We start from the raw sequence: 21,046 nt of genomic DNA on the forward strand, positions 1-21,046 counted from the left end.
TCGGACAGACCGCGTCCGGCGCGCCCATTACTATAAATCGATCATGCCGGGCTGGAGCGCGCCAGCCATGCGTCGGAGGTGCGCCAGGAATGCAGCCGAAGTTCGCCCGTGGTGCGCCCGTATTGCGCCCGTATTGCGCCCGTATTGCGCCCGTATTGCGCCCGTATTGCGCGGAATCGGTCCGACGGCATGCCGTTCGTAGTCCCCGCTGACAGGAGGAGACGCCATGAAAACGCTGGTCGACCATCTATCCCAATACGCCGCCTACCACCGCGACAGCCGCAACGTCGCGACCCACTTCGTCGGCATCCCGATGATCGTGCTGGCGGTCACGGCGCTGCTGGCGCGTCCGCAGATCCCGCTCGGCGACGGCGCCGCGATGCTGACGCCGGCCATCGTGGTCTACGTGCTGTCCTGTCTGTTCTACCTGCGGCTGTCGGCGGGGTTCGGCATCGCGATGACGCTGATCCTTGCCCTGTTCGTCTATGTCGGCCATCTGATCGGAGGACTGTCGACCGCGGCCTGGCTGGCGATCGGCATCGGGCTGTTCGTGCTTGGATGGGTGATCCAGTTCGTCGGCCACTATTACGAAGGGCGCAAGCCGGCCTTCGTCGACGATCTTGTCGGGCTGCTGATCGGCCCGCTGTTCCTGGTCGCCGAGACGGCTTTTGCGCTGGGCCTGGCGCGCGAAACGCGCGAACGGATGGAGGCGCACGCGCACTGAATCGCTATCGCACGCGCAAGGAGCGGGTCATCGCTCGACACTGCAAAGCACGGCGATGCGCGCCGACAGGAGGGCCCGGGCGTTGCCGCGCACGTGCGTCGATGCATCGGCGCGACAGAAAGCAGGACTTTTCACCGGGTTTTTACGGGGTTTCAGGGGGGTAACGGGCCAAACCCCCTTGGAAATGCGTCACTTTCCGCTATGATTCGGTGGCCGCCGCAGCCGTACGCTGTTTTCGCGGGGTTTGCGGCGCCAACCGTTCAACTCTATCTGACCAATATGGCGACCAAAGCGAAATCGACCGCGAAAGCTGCAACCAAGACCGCCGCGACCAAGAAGGCACCGGCAACCAAGGCGCCCGTGAAGGCTGCCGCGAAGAAGGCCGCTGCGCCCGCAACCGCAACCCCGCGTCCGCTGAAGGACACCTTCAACAAATCCAGCCTGGTCGCTCACCTGGTCGCGCAGACGCAAGTCGAGCCGAAGGCCGTGAAGACGGTGCTCGCCCATCTGGAAAACACCATCGTCAGCGCGCTGCACAAGAAGGGCGCCGGCGAATTCACGCTGCCCGGCCTGCTGAAGATCACCGCGCAACAGGTGCCGGCGAAGAAGAAGCGCTTCGGCAAGGATCCGTTCACTGGCGAAGAGCGCTGGTTCCCGGCCAAGCCGGCCAGCGTCAAGGTCAAGGTCCGTCCGCTGAAGAAGCTGAAGGACGCTGCCGCGTAATACGTCATCCGACGTGACCGCGACAGGCGGATGCCGGTCGCGGCAAGCAGTGAAAAAAGGGAGCCGCATGCGGCTCCCTTTTCCGTTGGCGATGCGTCGGCGAGGAATGCACCGAGGCGAATCGGCGGACAACGAATCGGGCCGCGACGAATGAATTGCGCTGCAGCGGCTCGGGCCGAAACCAATCGACCTACGGCGCGATGCAGCTACGGCGCGACGCCTTGGATATTGCAATTAACCGCCAGGCATTCGCCCACGCTGACCGGTCATGGCCAGCAGGGCGAGGGGCGCCTCGTGCTAGGCGCTATGGTCCGCCGGCGTGTCCTGCGTATGCGCGCCGTCGCTGAAGCGATCGCGATGGTCCGCGCCATGGCCGCCCTGCGTGAAGCTGTCGCGCGGGCCGAGGCGGCTGGCGCCTTCGGTGAACACATCGAACTTCTGGGTCGCGCTGCGCGCGCCGTCGGTGTACGGATCGGCGGTGCGCGTTGCGGCCTTGGCCGACAGCGAGACGGTGGCGCCGATCATCATCGCCACGGTGGGCAGCAGCGCGGCAAGCATCGCGCGGCGGCGCGCATGCCAGCGCTGGCGCAACGCGCGCAGCCGCTGAGCCGCCAGCGGGGGACGCGGACGGGGCGGGGCGCCGGACGCTCGGTGAGGCACGGTGGTCGGGGTCGTTCGAGTCATGGCAACACTCCTTCAGATTGGGATCCGGGGCGGTTCTGGGAACCTTGACGAGGGGAGACGGCTTGGCCAAGCACGGTTAGCAGTCTACGAACCGGGCCGGACGCGGCGGTGACGCCAGCCTGACAATTGCGTCAGGATCGGCGGCGCGCCGCGCACCGCGGGTGGCCGGACAAATACCCGGTGGCAGCACGGCTTGCACGGTGATGCCCACGCCGGCGGCAAGCTGACAACGTTGACAGGTTCGGGCGGCGGCTTTCACCTATAGTTGCCGGAAATGGCGGGCGGAAGCCGTTGGCGCGGACATTGCGGGCGACGGCTGTGCCGCGAGTTTGGCGCCAACTGTTTGGCCGCAACTTTGCCGCGAACTTGCCGGACTTGGAGGGCCGGACCCATGAAACTGTTGTTGGTAGAGGACGAGATCAAGACCGTCGACTATCTGCGCCGTGGGCTGTCGGAAAACGGCTATGTGGTCGACACGGCGACCAACGGGGTCGATGGCCTGCACATGGCCTGCACCGAGCCCTACGACGCGATCGTGCTCGACGTGATGCTGCCCGACCTCGACGGCGTGTCGATGCTCAAGTCGCTGCGGCGCGAGCAGCAGACGCCGGTCATCATGCTGACCGCGCGTGACGATCTGGACGACCGGCTCAATGCCTTCGACGCCGGCGCCGACGATTACCTGGCCAAGCCGTTCTCCTTCCTCGAGCTGCTGGCCCGCCTCAATGTGCTGACCCGTCGCGGCCGCCAGAGCGAGCCCTCGCAGCTGACGGTCGGCGACCTGCGCATCGACCTGCTGTCGCGGCGCGCGATGCGCGGCACCCGGCGGCTCGACCTGAGCGCGCGCGAATTCACGCTGCTGTCGGTGCTGGCGCGGCGCCAGTCGCAGATCGTCTCGAAGACGGCGATCACCGAGCTGGTCTGGGACATCAGCTTCGACTGCAATACCAATGTGGTGGAGGTGGCGATCAAGCGCCTGCGCGCCAAGCTCGACTGGCCGGGCGAGCCCAAGCTGCTGCATACCATTCGCGGCATGGGCTATGTGCTCGAATGCCGCGCCGAGGAAATCGCGTGAGCCGCCGCCGCTCGATCGCCACGCGGCTGGCCGCGATGTTCGCCCTCGCGGCGGCGCTGGTGTTCTCGGTCACCGGCTTCGTGATGTATTACGTCCAGTGCGTCGAGCTCGAGAAGCGCCAGCTCGAGGAGCTCGAGGCGCGCTTCCAGCTGATCGGCCCGAAGGCCGCCCACTACGGCACGCAGCCGCAATGGGAGCGCTTCGGCGCGGTGCTGACCGGCATGACGCCAGAGGACGACAGCCTGCGCTATTTCGTCGACACGCCGGATGCGCGCTTCCGCTTCGGCAAGCCGTTTCCGCGCGACGCGGTCACCGTGCAGCGTGCGCCGGATGTCTGGACGGTGCAGTTCGACGACCGCAGCTTCCTGATGCTCAAGCGGATCATTCCCGCGCTGGACGAGCGCCCGGCGCTGGCGCTGGTGGTCGCGGTCGATCAGGCGCCGTTCTACCAGACCAGCCGCGTGCTGGGTGTCGCGCTGATCGTCTGCTCGGCGCTCGGTGTGCTGGCGGTGGCGGTGCTCGGCTGGCGCATCGCCAAGGTCGGGCTGGCGCCGATCGAGGCGCTGTCGCGCCATGCCGGCGAGCTCAATCCGCGCAAGCTGGAGCGGCTGCCCGATACCGATCTGCCGGCCGAGCTGTCCGGCCTGGTGCTGGCGTTCAACGGCGCGCTCGACAAGCTTGAACGCGCCTACGTGCAGCTGTCCGCCTTCAATGCCGATGTCGCGCATGAACTGCGCACGCCGCTGGGCAACGTGATCGGCCAGACCCAGGTGGCGCTGTCACGCCCACGCAGCGCGCGCGAGCTGGAGGACATCCTGCAGTCGAACCTGGAGGATCTGGAACGGCTCGGCCGCATCGTCGTCGACATGCTGTTTCTCGCGCAATCGGACCGCGGTGCGCTGGCGCGCGATCTGGTCGAGGTGTCGGTCGCGCACGAGGTGCGCCGCAGCGCGGACTTTCTCGACATGCTGTTCGAGGATGCCGGCGCGACGCTGGAGATCGTTGGCGACGCGCGGGCCCGGGTCAACGCCTCGCTGCTGCAGCGCGCGATCACCAATCTGCTCGGCAATGCGCTGCAGCATGGCCTGCATGGCCGTCCGGTCGCGGTCGAGATCGGCGACGAGGCCGGCGTGGTGACGATTGCGGTGCGCAACGAGGCCGACCCGTTGTCCACCGCGCAGATGGACCGGCTGTTCGACCGCTTCTACCGCGTCGACAGCGCGCGCGCCGACAGCCGCCAGAACCACGGGCTCGGACTGGCCATCGTCAAGGCCATCGCCACAATGCATGGCGGCGCGGTGTTCGCGCGCCAGTCGCGCGGCGTGGTCTGCATCGGCCTGACGCTGCCGGCGCTGCCGCCGCAGGCGCCGACGTCCGACAGCCTGCCTCCGCTGACACAGGCGGCCACGGCATGATCGGCGGCGGCAAGACGCGCACGCCGCGGCGCGTGCGCATGGCAAGGCGTGTCCGGCGCCTCGTCGTCGCCGCGCTGGCCGCGACCACGGCCGGGCTGATGGTGCTGGCTTCGGCCTGCAGCCTCACCGCGCAGGACCACGGCGGGCGGGACCCCAGCCGGCACGAACACAGCCGGCACGACCACAGCCGGCAGGACTACAGCCGGCAGGACCACAGCCGGCAGGACCACAACGGGCTGGACGACAGCGCGGCGCGCGCGCCCGCCATCGCACCGACCTTCGCCGCGCATCGCGCGCAAGCGCTCGCCGCGCTGGAAAGCCGGCGCCGCTACGTGTCGGCCGATATGCAAGCCGAGACCGAATGGAATCTGCCGCGCGAATGGCGTCCCGCCGGCACGCCGCGCGGGGGGGCGCTGCTGGTGCACGGGCTCGGCGATTCGCCGTGGTCCTTCGTCGATATCGCGCCGCGGCTGGCCGAGCGCGGCCTGCTGGTGCGCACGGTGCTGCTGCCCGGCCATGGCACGGCGCCAGCGGACCTGATGGACATCAGGCTGGAGGACTGGCAGCGCGTGCTGCGCGAGCAGGTCGCGGCGTTGCGGGACACCGTTGGCGACGGGCCGCTGTATCTCGGCGGCTTCTCCACCGGCGCCAATCTGGTGCTGGACTATGCGCAGGCCCATGCCGAGATCGCCGGGCTGTTGCTGGTGTCGCCGGCGCTGCGTTCCGGCAGCCGATGGGAATGGCTGACGCCGTGGCTCGCACCGGTGATGCCGTGGCTGTTGTCGACCGGCGACGACCGGCCGCAGCAGACGCCGGTCCGCTATCTGAACACGCCGACTAATGGCTTCGCGCAGTACTACCGCAGCAATGTCGCGGCGCGCGCGGCGCTGAACGCGCGCCCTTACGACAAGCCGGCGCTGCTCATCGTTGCCGAGCACGATTCGGTGGTCGACTCGCATTACGTGCGGCAAGTGTTCGGTACGCGCTTCACGCATCCGGCGAGCCGGCTGATCTGGTATGGGGCGGAGCAGGGCGATGCGAGCGGCGATGTGCTTGTCGACGCGAGGGCCGATGTGCGCCTCGCTGGAAGCGTCGATGCGAGCGTCGGTGCAAGCCGCGATGCGAAGGCCGGCGCGAGTGCCGGTACCGGCCGCGTGCTGGTCCGCCCGGACCGCCTGCCGGCAGAGCGCATCAGCCAGTTCTCGCACATGGGCGTGCTGTTTTCCGATGCCAATCCGCTCTATGGGCGGCAGGGCTCGTTGCGGCTGTGCCTGAACGGTCAGGAGCCGGCCGAGTACCAGCGCTGCGTCGATGGCGCCGAGGTCTGGTATTCGGACTGGGGCTATCGGGAGCCCGGCAAGGTGCACGCACGGCTGACCTACAACCCGTATTTCGCATGGCAGACCGGCGTGATGTTGTCGGTGCTGGGGTTGGACGGGGCCGCTGGGGCGGTACCGGCCACGGCCTCGGCCACCGCATTGCCAACCAGCTCGGCCACCACCTCGGCCACCGCATCGGCCGCGGCATCCTATGCCGCATCCCCTGCTGAATCGGGCACGGCATCCCCCACGGCATCCCCGACGGCATCCCGGTAACGGGCCCGGTCCGCCATCCTGCGCGGACCGGCCCTCAGCCCCCGATCACCTGCTTCGCGTAGCTGGCGCGCTCCATCTCGCGCACCTCGACGCTGATCTGCACCGGCGTGTTGTTGGCGCCCGAGCGGACGGCTTCGGCGATCACCTCGCAGACCGCCTGGCCCAGCGCCTGCCGCGTCGCCAGGTCGCGGCCGTCGAGAATCGACAGCCGGCCATGGACGAAGGCGCGCTCGACCGCTTCGGTCCCCTGGCGGTAGGTCTCCAGCGTGATGCAGCGCGACTTGATATCGGGCTCCTGGAATTGCCCGGAGGCCAGCAGCGCGGCGTTGGCCTGATCCAGCAGTTCCTCGGGGGAGCAGTTCAGGCGCGCGTTTTCGGTGATTTCAATGACGAGATGGGGCATCGGGGACTCCGTCGGATGGCGGGAAGAGACAGCGGGCAAAACGCCGGGTGCGTCGAGGCATCGGTGTTCGGTTCGTTCCCCGGCGCACTGCCGCTGTCGGCGGCGATGACGTTCGCGGGGGTAGTCATGATAAGCGCCGTGCCACGGTCAGGCCAACGCCCGGCGAGGGCGCGCGGCGGTCACCCCGGCGGCCACCCCGAATTTTGGCGCGATAATCGGTCCTGCCTTGCCTCCCGTTTCGCGTTCGCCTGCACAATGGGGCGATGCAGGGCCCAGGTCCCGATCCGGTTCGGATCCCGTCCCGATCCCGTTCAGGAGCCTGTTCCAGATGTCGTTCCCGTTGTCGTTCCCGATTTCGTTCACGATGTCGTTCCCGATTCTCGTCCCGTTTCCGATTCGATGAGCCAGCCGATGACCCAGCCTAACGCCGATCTCCCATCGTCCTCCGCCGGCACGCCGGCGCCCGCGCCACGCAGCGGCGGCCGCATCCTCGTCGATGCGCTGCGCATCCACGGCACCGAGCGCGTGTTCTGCGTGCCGGGCGAGAGCTTCCTCGACGTGCTCGACGCCCTGCACGATCAGCCCGCCATCGACCTGATCGTCTGCAAGCACGAAGGCGCGGCGGCCAATATGGCCGAGGCCGACGGCAAGCTGAGCGGACGTCCCGGCATCTGCTTCGTCACGCGCGGACCCGGGGCGACGCATGCCAGCGTCGGCGTCCATATCGCCGCGCAGGACTCGACGCCGATGATCCTGTTCGTCGGGCAGATCGCCCGTGAGCACCGGGGCAGGGAAGCGTTCCAGGAGGTCGACTACGCGGCGATGTTCGGCGGCATGGCGAAATGGGTCGCCGAGATCGACGACCCCGCGCGCATCCCCGAACTGGTGGCGCGCGCCTTCCAGGTCGCGACCTCGGGCCGGCCCGGACCGGTGGTGCTCGCGTTGCCCGAGGACGTGCTCGACGGCGATGCGGCCTGCCGCGACACCGGCGCGTATCGGCCCGTGGTCGCCTCGCCGTCGGCCGCGGATGCGGCCGCGCTGGCCGAGCTGCTGTCGTCAGCGCAGCGCCCGCTGGTGATCGCCGGCGGCGCCAACTGGCGCGACGAGGATGCGGCCGCGTTCGCCCGCTTCGTGCATGCCTGGGACCTGCCGGTGGCCTGTGCCTTCCGCCGCCAGGACGTGCTGGACAATCGCGATCCGCACTACGTCGGGCATCTGAGCCTGGGTGTCAATCCGCGCCTGGCCGAGCGCGTGCGCGGCGCCGACCTGATCGTCGCCTTCGGCACGCGGCTCGGCGACGTGGCCACCGACGGCTATACGCTGCTCGAACCCCCGCGGCCGCGCCAGCGGCTGGTGCATATCCACGCCGATGCGGCGGAACTGGGCCGGGTGTACCAGCCCGATCTGGCGATCCACGCGGGTATCGGTCCGGGAGCGGCGATGCTGGCGGGCCTGCCGGCGCCGGCGACGATACGCTGGCGCGAATGGACGGCCGCGGCGCGCGCCGATCATCAGGGCTTCGTCTCACCGGCCTCGCCGCACGCGGACGCCACCGGCGTCGACATGACCGCGGTGGTCGACCATCTGAACCGCACGCTGCCCGACGATGCGATCGTCACCAACGGGGCCGGCAACTATGCGGTCTGGCTGCATCGCTACTTCGCCTATCGCCGGCCGCGCACGCAGCTGGCTCCGACCTGCGGTGCGATGGGCTATGGCCTGCCCGCTGCGATCTCGGCGAAGCTGCGCCATCCCGAGCGCACCGTGGTGTGCTTCGCCGGCGACGGCTGCTTCCAGATGTATCCGCAGGAGCTGACCACCGCGGCAGCGGTGGGGGCCAATGTGGTGGTGCTGGTCGTCAACAACGGCATGTACGGCACGATCCGGATGCATCAGGAGCGGCGCTATCCGGGCCGCGTCAGCGGCACCGGCATCGTCAATCCGGATTTCGTCGCGCTGGCGCAGGCCTGTGGGGCCTGGGCCGAGCGGCTGACCAGCGCGGACGGGTTTGCCGACGCCTTTGCGCGCGCCTGCGCCGCAGGCAGGCCGGCGCTGCTCGAGCTGTGCACCGACCCGCGGCAGATCACGCCGGCGATGCGGCTCAGCCAGTAGCAAGCGACGGGACCGCCGGAGCGCTGCCGGCGCTGGCCGTGGTTGTGGCGGTGCTGGCGGTGGTGGTGGTCGACTTCGCCGACGCGGCGGCGAGCAGACGCTTGATCTGGCGGTCGCGCAGGTCCAGCGTGCATAACTCATCGTTGACGAGCAGCCAGTCCTCGCGCAAGCAGGCGCCGATGCGCTGCACCACGCCCACGGGCAGCCGGAAGTCCGCGAAGGCCGAATACCTCGGAATCTCGCCGCGCCACCAGTGCTGCTTCCACACGTCGGTCAGGCGAGCGGCCAGTTCCGCCAGTTGTTCGTCCTTGGCGTCGGCCGACTGGCGAAGCGCCTGCAGAACGCCCATCACTTCGGCATAGGCCGATGCGCTCTCCGACCGGTTGCGGCGCAGGTACCTGACCACGGCCGCCATCTGTGCCAGCACCGCGGCGGCGGCGACGTCCAGGCACTCGGGTGGATCATTGCCGGCGATCGCGCGAACCACCTTGCACCATTTCCCCTTGTGCGCGAACAGCTTGCAGCGGTCCGCCTTGCGGATGCGCTCGGCCAGGAAATTCAGCCTCACGCGGCGCGCTTCGGGCGACAGCACCGGGGAAATCCGCGGGCGCGGTTCGTCGACGTCAACGCCGGTGCCAGAAGGGACGCGTGCTTCGTTGGCGGAGGGCGGCACAGTCGAGACAGCCATGCCGGCCCGCTGGCGCAGTCGCGTGATGGTGTGCAATACGGCGGGAACCTGCCCGTGACAGGGCCGCTCGCAGCGATACCTGTCGCGCGGCACGACGCAGCTCAGCAGCGTCAGCACGACGCGGCGGAACCAGCCCAATTCGCGCCAGTTGCGCTCCAGCCGGACATCGACAGGCTGGCGGGCGTTCGCGACTGCGGCATTCTCGACGACGAGCCGGTAGCCGCGGCCGCCGACGAAGAACGAGCCGCGCTGAAGGACGATCCGCTTCAGCATGGATTCGTCGCTGCCTTTGGCGACGGCGTCGAAGAATTCGTGCGCGGTCGAATAGTGCGCCGCGAGGACGGGGCGCGCAAGGCAGGGCAGAGTGGGCATGGGGGGCGCTCCGGAAAACGCCGCACTGGCGCGCGGCAGTGGGATTGCCGCGTCCGATTGGCCGCGCCCGCCAGGCGGGGCCAATCGGTTTGCGGGACACCGGAATCATGGCGGCATGCTGGCCGCGTTCTTGCGAATTTGGCGCGGTCCGTATGGCAAACGGTAGCCTGCTCGTCGCGCGATCGCGGTTTCGTCAGCGTCGCGGCAGGCCGGCCGCTTCCGCGTTGCCCGATTGTCGCGTCGCCCGATTGTCGCGCCGCCCGATTACGGCCGTCCGATTACGCGCCGCCGAGTTCGCGCTCGATCCGCGCGACGCATTCGATCAGCACCGGCCGCACCACGTCGAGCAGATGCCGCGGCGGGACGACCGCGTTGGGGCCGCTGCAGCTCAACGTCATCGGGGGCAGCGCGGGGCCCGGATGAAAGGCGGCCGCGATCGAATTGATGTCCGGCAGCCAGTCGCCGAACGAGGTGGTGCAGCCCATGCGCCGGACTTCCTCGCGGCTGCGCGCGAGCACCGCCTGGGCCTCGGCCTCCGGGAGCCCGTCGCTGGCGCGGAAGGCGGCCAGCGCCTGGCGCGCGTCGGCGGCCGGCAGCGCCTGCAGATAGGCGCGGCCCGCGGCCGTGGTCAGGCCAGAGATGCGCGTGCCGACGGCCACGCGCAAGGTCAGATAGCTCTCGGCCTGGCAATTCTCGAAGATCAGCATGCGGCCGCGATCGCGCAGGATCAGCGAGGCGACGCCCTGCGACAGATCTGCCAGGCGCTGCATATGCGGCCGCGCGACCGCCAGCACATCGGCGCCTTCGCGCGCGGTCGGCGCCAGCGCCAGCGCGGAGCTGCCGAGGCGATATTTGCCGGCGTCCGGCTCCAGGCGCAGATAGCCGAGTTCGGTCAGCGTATGCGTCAGCCGCGATACGGTCGACTTGGGCAGGCCGCAGCGCTGCGCCAGTTCCGCGTTGCCCAATTGCGCGTCGAAGCCGCGGAAGCAGGCCAGTACATCGAGGCCGCGCGCCAGCGCGGTGACGAAGTGGCGGTCTTCCTTGTGGCGGGGCGCGCCGCTGCCGATGCCGCTGCGGACGTCGTCCCGCTCCGCCGCCTCGGTCGCCATCGCCTGGGCCTGATCGTCGCTTGCCATGGTGCTCGTGCGATCCGCGCTCAGAACTCGCCGGCGGCCAGCATCTCGCGCAGCCTGGCCTTCAGGATCTTGCCCGACGGCGCGGCCGGCAGCTGTGCGACCACCTTGATTTCCGCGGGGATCTTGTACGGCGACAGCCGTTCGCGCAGGAAGGTCTTCAGCGCCGCGGGGTCGAGCGTCATGCCGGCTCGGACCTCGACGAAGGCGATCACCTCCTCGTTGCCCTCGACGGCGCGTCCGACCACGGCCGACTGCACCACCGCCGGGTAAGCGTTGATCGATTGCTCGACTTCCTCGGGATACACGTTGAAGCCGGAATGGATGATGATTTCCTTGGACCGGCCGACGATGGAGATCGCGCCGTCGTCGTCGATCCTGGCGAGGTCGCCGGTATGCAGCCAGCCGTCGGCGTCGATCGCCTGCGCGGTCAGATCGGGGCGCTTGTAGTAGCCCTTCATCACGTTGGGGCCACGCACCAGCAGTTCGCCGCTGCCGTCCGGCAGCGGATCGCCGAGGCACACCTCGACACCGGGCACCGCCTGGCCCACCGAGCAGTCGCTGCGGGGCGCATCGACGCGCGTCTGGCTGACGGTCGGCGACGTTTCGGTCATGCCGTAGCCGTTGTGCAGCGTGATGCCGAAGGTCTGCTCGAACGCGGCCTTCAACGTCGCGGTCAGCGGCGCGCCGCCCGATTGCGCCATGCGCAAGGCCGGCGCGCGCAGCGGCGTGGGCTGGCTGCGGCCCCATTCGATCAGCTTGGCGTACATCGCCGGTACGCCGTGCAGCACCGACAGGTTCTCCTCGACCAGCGCGCGCGCCAGCCGCTCGGGCCGGAAGCGCGGTTCGTAGTAGACCGTGGCGCCGTTGGAGAGCGGGCCGACCAGCAGCACCGACAGGCCGTAGACATGCGAGATCGGCAGCACGCCATAGACGCGGTCGCCCGGCTGCACGCGCGCCTGCACGCGGTTGCTGTGGCCGATGAACATCAGGTTCGAATGCGTCAGCATCACGCCCTTCGATGCGCCGGTGGTGCCGGTGGTGTAGATCACCGCGGCCACCTGTTCGCGCGCGTCGGCCTGCACCGGTTCGGGCACCGCCTCGCCATTGAGCTTGCCGATCAACAGGCGCCCGACATGCGGCCATTCGGCCCATTGCGCGCCGCGCGCCAGGCCGTGCTCGCGCGCCTCGGGGTAGGCATTGTCGAGATACAGCGCGAGCCGGGCGCCCGCGTGCTCGATGATGTTGTCGATCTCGCGCGCGGACAGGCGGGCGTTGACGGGAATCGCCCACGCGTCCAGCGAACTGAGGGCGAGGATCAGCACCGCGCAGCCGACGCTGTTCTCGGTCACCAGCACCACGCGGTCGCCGCCGCGCACGCCGGCATTGGCGAGCGCCGCCTCGCTCTGGCGCACCGCGCCCTCCAGCTCGCCATAGCGGATCGAGCGCTCGCCATCCATCAGCGCGACCACATCGGGGCGGTCGGCGGCCCAGGGCGCGATGGCCTGGTGCAGGCGCGCGTAGGGCGGCACGAACTGCGCCGTGGCGGCGGAGGGCTGGGAAGCGGGCGTGGAGGCGGCGGGGGAATTGGCGCCGGTATTGGGGCCGGTATTGGGGCCGGCATTAGCGCCGGCATTGGCGCTGAAGGTGCTGCTCATCGAAGTCTCCGGAATGGCGTTGCCGGCGTGGCCGCCGGCTTGGTCTGTCCGCGATGGTTGCATCGTTCGATGATGCCGTCAACTGCAATGCAGAATCTATGTTCTGCATTGCAGAACAGCCAAATCCGATGGCGGGATGCGTCCAGCAGCGTCCCAAGACGGCGGAGCGCCTCGCCTCCCGGCGGGCCCGGCTCAGAAGCGGAAGCGCCCCACATCGGCGGCCAGTTCGCCGGCCTGCCAGTCCAGCGATTCGGCTTGCTGCGCCACCGTGGTCACCAGTTCGGCGTTCTGCCGGCTGGTGCCGTCCAGGCGCGCGACGGCGCCGTCGACCACCGCAATCCCCGCCGCCTGCTGCTGCGCCAGGCCATTGAGCCGCTCCGCCAGCGTATGGCTGCGCAGCACCGCCTGCTCGATCGCCGCCATCGCCTGTTCGACCTCGCCGCTGAGGCCGGCGCCGGCCTCGATGTCGCGCGTGGCTTCGCCGAGCAGCGCGCCGATATCGCGCGCCGATTGCGCGCTGCGTTGCGCCAGTGCACGGACTTCGTTGGCCACCACGGCGAAGCCGCGGCCCGCCGCGCCGGCGCGCGCGGCTTCGACCGCTGCGTTGAGCGCCAGCAGATTGGTCTGGAAGGCGATGCCCTGCAGCACGCCTACCACTTCGGAGATGTCGCGCGAACGCGCCTGCACCGCATCCATCGACGCACGCATGCTGCGCACCACCGCGCTGCCGGTGCCGACCGCGTCGCGCGCCTGGCTGGCCATCGCGCTGGACTCGTGCGCACGCATGTGGATCTGCTCGACCAGCCCGCGCAGTTCGCCGATGCTCGTGGCGGCTTCCTCGACGGCGGCCAGCTGGCGGCCGGTGCGCTCGGAAAGATCGTGATTGGCCGCGGCGATCTGCTCGCTGGCGCCGTGGATCTGGCGCGCCGAGGATTGAATGCGCGCGAGCATCGCGGCCAGCGCGTCGCGCATCGCGGCCAGGTCCTGCAGCAGACCGCGCGCGCCGCGCCGGCGCAGACGCTGGCCTTCGGTCAGGTCGCCGGCGGCGATGCGCCGCGCGGCGTCGGCCGCCTCGCGCGGTTCGCCGCCGAGTTCGGCCAGCAGGGCGCGCGCGGCCTGCCATGCCAGCACTGCGGCCGCCGCGAGGCTCGCGGCCAGCATCGCCATCGTGATCCACTGCGCGCGGGCCTGGCTGTACGACACCGAGGCCACCGTATCGGCGGCCTGCTTCTCCAGGCGGGCACGGGCCTGCTCGATCTGCGTGCCGAGTTTCGCCAGCTGTTCGGCGACGAAGTGACCCTCGACGGAGACGGCGCTGTCGAATTGCAGCGCGTCGAGCGGCTGCTTGCGCAACAGCTCGACATAGCCGTGCATCAGTTGCGCCGCGTTGGCACGCTCGCGCGCCAGCGCCTCGGCCTGATCCGGCGCGGCACGGCCGACGCCGGACAGCGTGGTGTCGAGTGTCTGCAGGGCCTGGGCGATCTGTTGGGCGGCGGTATCGCGCTCGGCCGTGCTGGTGGCCATCGTCAACGCGAGCTGGGCGTGTCCCAGGCCGGCCAGCGCCGACTGGGCGCGCTCGGCCGCGACCGAGCCGCGCATGTCGCGCTGATACAGCGTGTCGGTCCTGTCCTTCAGCGCGACCAGATTGACGATGCCGCTGACCGCGGCCGCCGCGCCGAACAGGTAGACCAGCACGAACGCCGTGCCCAGGCGCGCGGCAAGCGGCAGGCGTGGCCGGCGCCGGGCCGCCGAGGAAGGCGAGGACTCCGAGGACTCCGATGGCCCGGATTGCCACGCCGGCCCCGGTGGCCCCGATGGCCCCCATGGCGACGTGCCCGCTGGCGCCGTGTCCGCCGTGGCAGCGGTGCCGAGCATCGGTGCGATCCCCGCGCCCGTGCTCGACCGCAAACCAAACCTTGACCGCCAGCGCGGCCACCCCGTTCTGAATATTTGCAACATGGCTTTCCCCCGCCGCATGCGGCGCCCGTGAATTGTTGTTTTGGGCTGATGCTGGCGAGGGGATGTGACGTCGCCGTGACGTCCTGCCATGCGGCGGGGTTGTCATATGGCGGTCATGTGACTGTCATGAAATAGGCTGCCTTGCCGCGCGCCTCGTCGATGCCGGCGCAGGCCACACACGCCGTCGCCGCGTCCATCCCGGCGTCCTTGCCACCGTTGTCGAGATCCCCATGTCCGTTGCCGTGATCGAATCCGCCGCAGCGGCTGCGCCGATGCGTCTGCCGCCGCTGCGCGCCGTCTTCCAGCCGATCGTGCGCTTCGAGTCGGCCGATCTGCTCGGCTACGAGGCGCTGCTGCGCGGACCCGAGGGCTCGCCGCTGGCCTCGCCCGAAGCGCTGTTCCGGCTGGCCGTCAGCCCGGCCGAAACGATGGCGCTGGAAGTGCAGGCGGCCCGGGCCGCGCTGGCGCGCTTCGCCGAGCTGCAGTTGCCCGGCGCGCTGTTCGTCAATTTCAGTCCGATGACGCTGCGCCATCTGCTGGCCGATCATGGCCGCGGCATGGCGGCGCTGCTGGCGAACACCGTGGCCCCGGGGCGCGTGGTGATCGAGCTGACCGAGCAGACCCGCATCGGCGACATGGCGGCATTTGCCGACGCGATGGCGGTACTGCGCGATCTCGGCCTGCGCTATGCGCTGGACGACTTCGGCACCGGCCACGCCAACCTCGATCTGCTGGTCCAGCTGACGCCGCAATTCATCAAGCTCGACAAGTCGCTGGTGCACGGCGTGGCCTCATGCTCGCGGCGGCTCGAACTGATGCGCACGGTGTTGAGCCTGGCCGATGCGCTGGGCATCAGCGTGATTGCCGAAGGCATCGAGGACAACGAGGAGCTGGCGGTGCTGCGCGATCTCGGCGTGCCGTTCGGCCAAGGCTATCTGCTGGGGCGGCCATTGCCGGAGCCGTCGCAGGCGCCGCCGCATGACGTGGTGCAGGCGCTGGGCTCGCGCCAGATCGCGGTGTTTCCGCAGGTGGTGCGTTCGGGCTGGACCGGGCCGAATGCCGGCAAGCTGCTGCGGCGCGCGCCGACGGTGCGGCCGGAGCAGACCAACAACGAGGTGCTGGCGCTGTTCCACGCCCATCCCGGGCTGCATGCGCTGGCCGTGCTCGATCCGGAGGGCAGGCCGATCGGCATCATCAACCGGCAGAGCTTCATCGACCGCTATGCCGCGCCGTTCCATCGCGAGCTCTATGGCAAGAAGGCCTGCATCCTGATGGCCCATCGCGAGCCGGTCTGCTTCGATCGCGAGGCCACCATCGAGACCATGGCCAAGAGCCTGGCCAGCGGCAACCAGCGCTATCTGGCCGACGGTTTCATCATCACCGATGGCGGCCGCTATGCGGGCCTGGGCACCGGCGCGGACCTGATCCGCGCCGTCACCGAGATCCGCATGGAGGCGGCGCGCTATGCCAATCCGCTGACTTTCCTGCCGGGCAACATCCCGCTGAACCAGCATGTCGACCGGCTGCTCGATGCGGGCGCGGCGTTCTGCGCCTGTTATGTCGACCTGAACCACTTCAAGCCCTTCAACGATCAGTACGGCTACTGGAAGGGCGACGAGATGATCAAGGGCGCGGCCGCGATCCTGGCCGATGCCTGCGATCCGGTGCGCGACTTCCTCGGGCATGTCGGCGGCGACGACTTCCTGGTGCTGTACCAGAGCCCGGACTGGAACCAGCGCGCGCGCGGCGCGATCGCGCGCTTCAATCGCGCCGCGCGCGAACTGTACGACGCGGACGACCGCGCGGCAGGGGGCATCCATGGCGAGGACCGCCATGGCCGCACCGCATTCTTCCCGATGGTCAGCATGGCGATCGGCGCGGTCCGCGTGGCCCACGGGGTGGCCCGCACCGAGACCGACGGCTGGCGCCTGGGCAGCAGCCATATTGCCGCCGCCGCGGCCGCGGCCAAGCGCGATGCCAAGAAGGACCCGAGCGGTTTCGCGGTGGTCGACCTGACGCCGACTCTGGGGCCGGGCGGTCCATCGGAAGAGCGCAGCGAGGGCCGTCCACATTGAGCGACCGGCGAGCGCCCGGCTCGCGAACGGGCGTTCGGGTTATCCACAGATTGTGTGGATAACCCGACCGGGCCCGGCGCCAGGCGCGCGCCGGCGCGTCGCCCCATCGGACTGCCTAAAAAAAATGCAAACGCAGGCGCCGAGGTCATCAGCGCGTCCATGTTGCATACATGGACGGGCGCGATGCAGGCCGCCTATGCCACAATGCGCGGCAGTTCAGTGTTCACTGTTCACTCATCATCGTTCACCGTTCATCGTTCAACCGCATTCCGCAGCGGATGGCAGCCGATGTTATTGAGCACCAGCGTTGTCGCGACGATTGTCCTGTGTTTCCACGTGATCGGCGTGTTCGCCGCCATGCATGCCGTGATGACGGTCCGCACCGCGCCCGGCGCGATCGCCTGGGCCGGTTCGCTGCTGTTGATACCGTATCTGGCACTGGTGCCGTACCTGGTGTTCGGCAGCAGCAATTTCGTCGGCTATGTCAATGCGCGGCGCTTCTATCGCGCCCAGATGCGCGAACTGCGCCACGGCATGGAGCCGCGCGAGCGCGAGGCCTGCATCGTCCGGCAGCCGCATCATCCGGGACTGCGCGCACTGCCAAGGCTGACCGGGCTGCATTGCCTGTCCGGCAATCATGTGCAACTGCTGGTCGATGGGCAGGCCACCTTTGCGGCGATCTTCGCCGCGTTGAAGTCCGCGCGCCGCGTCGCGCTGGTGCAGTTCTTCATCGTCCATGACGACGAGCTCGGGCGCGAGCTGCAGGCGCTGCTGTGCGAGCGCGCGGCCGCGGGCGTCGAGATCTATTTCCTGTACGACAGCATCGGCTGCCATGCCTTGCCGGGCCACTACGTTCGCCGCATGGCCGAGTGCGGCGTCAAGGTCAGCGCGTTCGCGCCGCACCGCGGCTTCGTCAATCGCTTCCAGCTGAACTTCCGCAACCACCGCAAGCTGGTGGTGGTCGATGGCGAGCGGGCCTTCATCGGCGGCCACAATGTCGGCAACGAATACATGGGCCGCAGGCCGCCGCTGGCGCCCTGGCGCGATACCCATATCGAGGTGCGCGGACCGGCGGTGCTGGACCTGCAGATGACCTTCGCGGAGGACTGGTACTGGGCCGCGCGCGAAGTGCCGACGCTGCTGCTGCCGCCGCCCGAACCGGCCGGCGCGATGGTGTGCCAGGTGGTGCCGAGCGGGCCGGCCGATTCGCAGGAGACCTGCTCGCTGTTCTTCGTCGAGGCGATCCAGGCCGCGCGCAACCGGCTGTGGATCACGACGCCGTACTTCGTGCCCGACGAGGCGGTGTTCGCGGTGCTGCGGCTGGCGGTGCTGCGCGGCGTCGACGTGCGCATCCTGATGCCGGGACGCGCCGACCACAAGGTGGTGTTCGCCGCCTCGACGCTGTACGCCTACCAGGCGATCTGCGCGGGCATCCGCATCTATCGCTATATCCCGGGCTTCCTGCACCAGAAGGTGATGCTGATCGACGACGAGCTGGCCGCGGTCGGCACCGCGAACCTCGACAACCGCTCGTTCCGGCTCAATTTCGAGCTGACGGTGATGACGGCCGATCGCGCCTTCGCGAGCCAGGTCGAGGGGATGCTGCTGGCCGATTTTGCCCAGGCACGCGAGATCGGCCGCGACGAATACCTGGCCGCGCCGGGGCCCCGCCGCGTGGCGATGCATGTGGCCAAGCTGTTCGCGCCGATCCTGTAGGGGCTGCGCGCCGGGCTGGCAAGCGCGGCCCGGGTGAAGGGCCCGACACGGGGCCCCGAGCGGCCCTTTGCCGATTCGCGGTATCCTTGCCGTCAGGCGCCGCCCTGGAAGGGGCCATCGGCAGGCATCACCCAGCCGGCAGCGGACTCTCCCGGGACCCCATCCCGGCCGCTGCCACGGCATCCGGCGCACACGCATTGGCAAGATGATATGAACGACACGGAAATCACGCTGATCGGTTCGGCACGGCTGCCGACCCGCTTCGGCGAGTTCACCGCTCACGCCTTCAAGGGCGCGACCAGCGGGACGGAACACCTGGCGCTCAGCGTCGGCGACATCGCCGGCGAGGGCGTGTTGACGCGGCTGCATTCGGAATGCCTGACCGGCGACGTATTCGGTTCGTGCCGCTGCGATTGCGGCGAGCAACTGGCGCTGGCGATGGAGCGCATCGCCGAAGAGGGCCGCGGCATCCTGCTGTACCTGCGCGGCCACGAAGGCCGCGGCATCGGCCTGGGCCACAAGATCCGCGCATACAGCCTGCAGGATGGCGGGCTCGACACGGTCGATGCCAATCTGGCGCTTGGGCAGGCGGTCGACTCCCGCACCTATGCCTTCGCCGCCGATCTGCTGCGCCAATGGGGCGTCAAATCGATCCGGCTGATGAGCAACAATCCGCGCAAGCGGCAGCAGCTCGAAGAGGCCGGCATCACCGTGCTCGAGCAGGTGCGCCACAGCGTGCCGGCCAACGCCGAGAACGAAAAATACCTGGCCACCAAGCGCGTGCGGCTCGGGCATCTGCTCGACTGACGGCGCGCCGGACAACGGGGGACAATTCGCCGGACAACGCGTCCGGGAACGCGCGCGACACCGCTCCCGGTCCTTGGGCAACCCTGTAGGCATCGACCGACAGCTTCTCGGGCGGCCTGCTTACAGTCCCCGCCCGCCGCTTCTCTTATCGTGAAGGCATGGTCGCACCGCACGCGGTGCGCGCCGTTTTGCAGCCTCGCTGCAACCGTCCTGCAACCGCCGCCGCGGCATGCGGCGGCATCACGATAACGAGGAGTCGCCATGGCAGACAAGAACGTCGATGTGCTCAACGATCTGATCGAGGTGTCGCGCGACGGCGAGCAAGGTTTTCTGAAGGCCGCCGAGGATGCCACCAATCCTGAGCTGAAGGAACTGTTCACCAGCCGCGCGACCGAGATCGGCGCCGCCATCCGCGAGCTGCAGTCGCAGGTGATCGCGCTGGGTGGCCGGCCGGAAGAGGGCGGCAGCGTGGCCGGCGCGTTGCATCGCGGCTGGGTCAGCCTGCGCAGCGCGGTCGCGAATCGCACCGATCTGTCTATCCTTGAGGAATGCGAGCGCGGCGAGGACGTGGCCAAGAAGAAATACGCGGACGCCCTCCAGCACGACGATCTGAGCTTCGAAGTGCGCGCGCTGATCGAACGCCAGTATCACGGCGTGCTGCGCAACCATGACCTGGTGCGCGACCTGCGCAACCGCTATCGCGCGACCTGAGCGGCCGAGGCCGCCGCCACCGCCACGCGAAGGAGACAGACGATGAGCCAGCCCGGCAAGCCCGACACCGCGGTTCCCCGCTCCGGCCAGCAAGGCAAGGGCGGGGCGGCCGAGGACCATACCGAGCGCAACCTCGACGAGGCGCTGGAGGAAACGTTCCCGGCCAGCGACCCGATCGCGGTCGAGCCCGACAAGGACGACAGTGAAGGGCAGGGCGGCAGGCCGCGCAAGGGCGGCCAGGCTGGTGGCCCCGGCTGATCGCCCGGGCCGGATGCGGCGATTGGCCGCAGGGGTTGCCCGGCAGGATTGACCGCGAGGATCGGTCGCGCAACTGGCCCTGCCAGGTTCTGGCCGTACGCAAAAGCAAAGACGCGGGAGCCGCAAGGCTCCCGCGTCTTGTCTTGCGCGTCCCCTAGGGAAGCTTGCGAAGTTGTGCGATTACCGACATCAGTTGCCCGTGCGCCACGGTGACCGCGGGCTCGTCCTGCAGCGCCTCGTGATAGCGCTCGCGGAACGCCGGATCGCCCTGCGTGCTGAACAGCCGCGCCGCCGCCTCGGCCACCGCGCGGCAGGTGCCATCATGGTGCTTCGGCCCGTCGAGCTCCTCGTCGATCTCGACGATCAGGCGCGACAGCGGGTCTAGCCAGCGGAAGTAGTTGTCCTCGGTGACGATCTGCACGAACTGGCCCGCGGGGATCGGGCCATAGAGGCGTTCATATTCGTTACGGTCGTGCTGGATGATCTCCTTGTGGGATTTCAGCAGCGCGGCGCGCAGCGCGCGCAATCCGGCGCGGCGCGATTCCTGCGTGGCTTGGTATTGTTCTTCAGTCAGCATCCCCATTCTCCGCTCCCGGTTCGGTGTTGTGCGGTCGTCCCGCGCGACAGGGGTAGTGGCGCGGTGCGTGTGCTTGCTCGTGGACGATGCGTCGTGCGGCCGTCGATGCAGGCCGCATGCCAGTATATGTAGGCGCCGGGGGGCGATCCAACCTCGTGCTATCCCGAATGGCCGCGATCTTTGGAATGCGGTGATACAAACGGTGCGGCATGCAGGCCCGCGCCGAATGGCCCGGATTCGATGTGAATTATTTTTAGGGCAGACATAACGATTGCCGCGGCGGCAGTGTCATGGGGCACAATAGCCGCATGTTGCGCACACGATGCTCGGCGCGGCTGGGCCCGCCGCCTTCCCTTCGCCT

18 protein-coding genes are annotated in these 21,046 nt (G+C 69.1%); 11 read left to right on the forward strand and 7 right to left on the reverse strand.

Going from position 1 to position 21,046, the window contains the following annotated elements; genetic code table 11:
- The first annotated feature begins 226 nt into the window (after window positions 1–226).
- Both F1599_RS13965 and F1599_RS13970 read left to right on the forward strand, forming a co-directional pair.
- Window positions 227–724, forward strand: a complete 498-nt coding sequence (locus F1599_RS13965; RefSeq protein ID WP_150083451.1) for an Mpo1 family 2-hydroxy fatty acid dioxygenase — start codon at window positions 227–229, stop codon at window positions 722–724.
- Window positions 725–1,003: 279 nt separating this feature from the next.
- Complete coding sequence (locus tag F1599_RS13970) at window positions 1,004–1,447, forward strand: HU family DNA-binding protein (RefSeq protein WP_149318156.1); 444 nt, start codon at window positions 1,004–1,006, stop codon at window positions 1,445–1,447.
- Window positions 1,448–1,744: 297 nt separating this feature from the next.
- On the opposite strand, the gene F1599_RS26240 is transcribed toward F1599_RS13970, so the two are convergent.
- Window positions 1,745–2,131 carry a hypothetical protein gene (locus tag F1599_RS26240; RefSeq protein WP_223819634.1) on the reverse strand — a complete coding sequence of 129 codons (387 nt, stop codon included), beginning with the start codon at window positions 2,129–2,131 and terminating at the stop codon, window positions 1,745–1,747.
- A gap of 391 nt (window positions 2,132–2,522) precedes the next feature.
- On the opposite strand from F1599_RS26240, the gene F1599_RS13980 reads away from it, so the two are divergent.
- The 3 genes from F1599_RS13980 to F1599_RS13995 are packed head-to-tail and all read left to right on the forward strand — an operon-like array spanning window position 2,523 to window position 6,216.
- On the forward strand, window positions 2,523–3,206 hold the full coding sequence (locus F1599_RS13980) for a heavy metal response regulator transcription factor (RefSeq protein ID WP_149318157.1): 684 nt from the start codon (window positions 2,523–2,525) through the stop codon (window positions 3,204–3,206).
- The gene (locus F1599_RS13985) at window positions 3,203–4,621 is read left to right on the forward strand and encodes a heavy metal sensor histidine kinase (protein ID WP_150083452.1); all 1,419 of its coding nucleotides are present in this window, start codon (window positions 3,203–3,205) and stop codon (window positions 4,619–4,621) included. Before F1599_RS13980 ends, F1599_RS13985 begins: the two co-directional genes overlap by 4 nt.
- A 38-nt stretch (window positions 4,622–4,659) precedes the next feature.
- Window positions 4,660–6,216 (forward strand): alpha/beta hydrolase, encoded by a 1,557-nt coding sequence (locus tag F1599_RS13995; RefSeq protein ID WP_223819635.1) that lies wholly within the window; start codon window positions 4,660–4,662, stop codon window positions 6,214–6,216.
- A 34-nt stretch (window positions 6,217–6,250) separates the two neighbouring features.
- Here F1599_RS13995 and F1599_RS14000 read toward each other — a convergent pair whose 3' ends face one another.
- Window positions 6,251–6,619, reverse strand: a complete 369-nt coding sequence (locus F1599_RS14000; RefSeq protein WP_149318159.1) for a 5-carboxymethyl-2-hydroxymuconate Delta-isomerase — start codon at window positions 6,617–6,619, stop codon at window positions 6,251–6,253.
- Between the two features lie 411 nt (window positions 6,620–7,030).
- Here F1599_RS14000 and F1599_RS14005 point away from each other — a divergent pair, with 411 nt between their 5' ends.
- Entirely contained in the window at window positions 7,031–8,731 is a 1,701-nt protein-coding gene (locus F1599_RS14005) for a thiamine pyrophosphate-binding protein (protein ID WP_150083453.1), read from the forward strand.
- Here F1599_RS14005 and F1599_RS14010 read toward each other — a convergent pair.
- The 4 genes from F1599_RS14010 to F1599_RS14030 all read right to left on the reverse strand — a co-directional run bounded on the left by F1599_RS14010 (window position 8,721) and on the right by F1599_RS14030 (window position 14,277).
- Window positions 8,721–9,791 carry a hypothetical protein gene (locus F1599_RS14010; RefSeq protein WP_150083454.1) on the reverse strand — a complete coding sequence of 357 codons (1,071 nt, stop codon included), beginning with the start codon at window positions 9,789–9,791 and terminating at the stop codon, window positions 8,721–8,723. The genes F1599_RS14005 and F1599_RS14010 overlap by 11 nt on opposite strands.
- A gap of 278 nt (window positions 9,792–10,069) precedes the next feature.
- Entirely contained in the window at window positions 10,070–10,927 is an 858-nt protein-coding gene (locus F1599_RS14015; RefSeq protein WP_223819636.1) for an IclR family transcriptional regulator, read from the reverse strand.
- Between the two features lie 20 nt (window positions 10,928–10,947).
- Complete coding sequence (locus F1599_RS14020; RefSeq protein WP_223819637.1) at window positions 10,948–12,582, reverse strand: class I adenylate-forming enzyme family protein; 1,635 nt, start codon at window positions 12,580–12,582, stop codon at window positions 10,948–10,950.
- Between the two features lie 192 nt (window positions 12,583–12,774).
- Window positions 12,775–14,277 (reverse strand): methyl-accepting chemotaxis protein, encoded by a 1,503-nt coding sequence (locus F1599_RS14030; RefSeq protein ID WP_223819638.1) that lies wholly within the window; start codon window positions 14,275–14,277, stop codon window positions 12,775–12,777.
- A gap of 494 nt (window positions 14,278–14,771) precedes the next feature.
- On the opposite strand from F1599_RS14030, the gene F1599_RS14035 reads away from it, so the two are divergent.
- From F1599_RS14035 to F1599_RS14055, 5 genes are all read left to right on the forward strand, one after another.
- The gene (locus F1599_RS14035) at window positions 14,772–16,616 is read left to right on the forward strand and encodes a phosphodiesterase (RefSeq protein WP_149318163.1); all 1,845 of its coding nucleotides are present in this window, start codon (window positions 14,772–14,774) and stop codon (window positions 16,614–16,616) included.
- Window positions 16,617–16,904: 288 nt separating this feature from the next.
- Window positions 16,905–18,332 carry a cardiolipin synthase gene (cls, locus tag F1599_RS14040; RefSeq protein ID WP_149318164.1) on the forward strand — a complete coding sequence of 476 codons (1,428 nt, stop codon included), beginning with the start codon at window positions 16,905–16,907 and terminating at the stop codon, window positions 18,330–18,332.
- A 210-nt stretch (window positions 18,333–18,542) separates the two neighbouring features.
- A complete protein-coding gene (ribA, locus tag F1599_RS14045) occupies window positions 18,543–19,139 on the forward strand; it encodes a GTP cyclohydrolase II (protein ID WP_149318165.1) in 597 nt (198 codons plus the stop codon).
- 261 nt (window positions 19,140–19,400) lie between these two features.
- The gene (locus F1599_RS14050; RefSeq protein WP_053823726.1) at window positions 19,401–19,850 is read left to right on the forward strand and encodes a PA2169 family four-helix-bundle protein; all 450 of its coding nucleotides are present in this window, start codon (window positions 19,401–19,403) and stop codon (window positions 19,848–19,850) included.
- A gap of 42 nt (window positions 19,851–19,892) precedes the next feature.
- A complete protein-coding gene (locus F1599_RS14055; protein ID WP_149318166.1) occupies window positions 19,893–20,108 on the forward strand; it encodes a hypothetical protein in 216 nt (71 codons plus the stop codon).
- Window positions 20,109–20,262: 154 nt separating this feature from the next.
- Here F1599_RS14055 and F1599_RS14060 read toward each other — a convergent pair whose 3' ends face one another.
- Complete coding sequence (locus F1599_RS14060; RefSeq protein WP_043437284.1) at window positions 20,263–20,691, reverse strand: hypothetical protein; 429 nt, start codon at window positions 20,689–20,691, stop codon at window positions 20,263–20,265.
- Window positions 20,692–21,046: the final 355 nt, after the last annotated feature.

The organism is Cupriavidus cauae, from assembly GCF_008632125.1.
Classification (GTDB): Bacteria; Pseudomonadota; Gammaproteobacteria; order Burkholderiales; family Burkholderiaceae; genus Cupriavidus; species Cupriavidus cauae.

Excerpts from the sequence above, each read along its gene's own strand:
- F1599_RS13965 (WP_150083451.1), top strand. The coding sequence starts at position 227 with ATGAAAACGCTGGTCGACCATCTATCCCAATACGCCGCCTACCACCGC.
- F1599_RS14055 (WP_149318166.1), top strand. The coding sequence starts at position 19,893 with ATGAGCCAGCCCGGCAAGCCCGACACCGCGGTTCCCCGCTCCGGCCAG.
- F1599_RS14035 (WP_149318163.1), top strand. The coding sequence starts at position 14,772 with ATGTCCGTTGCCGTGATCGAATCCGCCGCAGCGGCTGCGCCGATGCGT.
- F1599_RS14020 (WP_223819637.1), bottom strand. The coding sequence starts at position 12,582 with ATGAGCAGCACCTTCAGCGCCAATGCCGGCGCTAATGCCGGCCCCAAT.
- F1599_RS14050 (WP_053823726.1), top strand. The coding sequence starts at position 19,401 with ATGGCAGACAAGAACGTCGATGTGCTCAACGATCTGATCGAGGTGTCG.
- F1599_RS13970 (WP_149318156.1), top strand. The coding sequence starts at position 1,004 with ATGGCGACCAAAGCGAAATCGACCGCGAAAGCTGCAACCAAGACCGCC.
- F1599_RS13995 (WP_223819635.1), top strand. The coding sequence starts at position 4,660 with ATGGCAAGGCGTGTCCGGCGCCTCGTCGTCGCCGCGCTGGCCGCGACC.
- F1599_RS14010 (WP_150083454.1), bottom strand. The coding sequence starts at position 9,791 with ATGCCCACTCTGCCCTGCCTTGCGCGCCCCGTCCTCGCGGCGCACTAT.
- F1599_RS14005 (WP_150083453.1), top strand. The coding sequence starts at position 7,031 with ATGACCCAGCCTAACGCCGATCTCCCATCGTCCTCCGCCGGCACGCCG.
- F1599_RS26240 (WP_223819634.1), bottom strand. The coding sequence starts at position 2,131 with ATGACTCGAACGACCCCGACCACCGTGCCTCACCGAGCGTCCGGCGCC.
- ribA (WP_149318165.1), top strand. The coding sequence starts at position 18,543 with ATGAACGACACGGAAATCACGCTGATCGGTTCGGCACGGCTGCCGACC.
- F1599_RS14000 (WP_149318159.1), bottom strand. The coding sequence starts at position 6,619 with ATGCCCCATCTCGTCATTGAAATCACCGAAAACGCGCGCCTGAACTGC.
- cls (WP_149318164.1), top strand. The coding sequence starts at position 16,905 with ATGTTATTGAGCACCAGCGTTGTCGCGACGATTGTCCTGTGTTTCCAC.
- F1599_RS14015 (WP_223819636.1), bottom strand. The coding sequence starts at position 10,927 with ATGGCAAGCGACGATCAGGCCCAGGCGATGGCGACCGAGGCGGCGGAG.
- F1599_RS13980 (WP_149318157.1), top strand. The coding sequence starts at position 2,523 with ATGAAACTGTTGTTGGTAGAGGACGAGATCAAGACCGTCGACTATCTG.
- F1599_RS14060 (WP_043437284.1), bottom strand. The coding sequence starts at position 20,691 with ATGGGGATGCTGACTGAAGAACAATACCAAGCCACGCAGGAATCGCGC.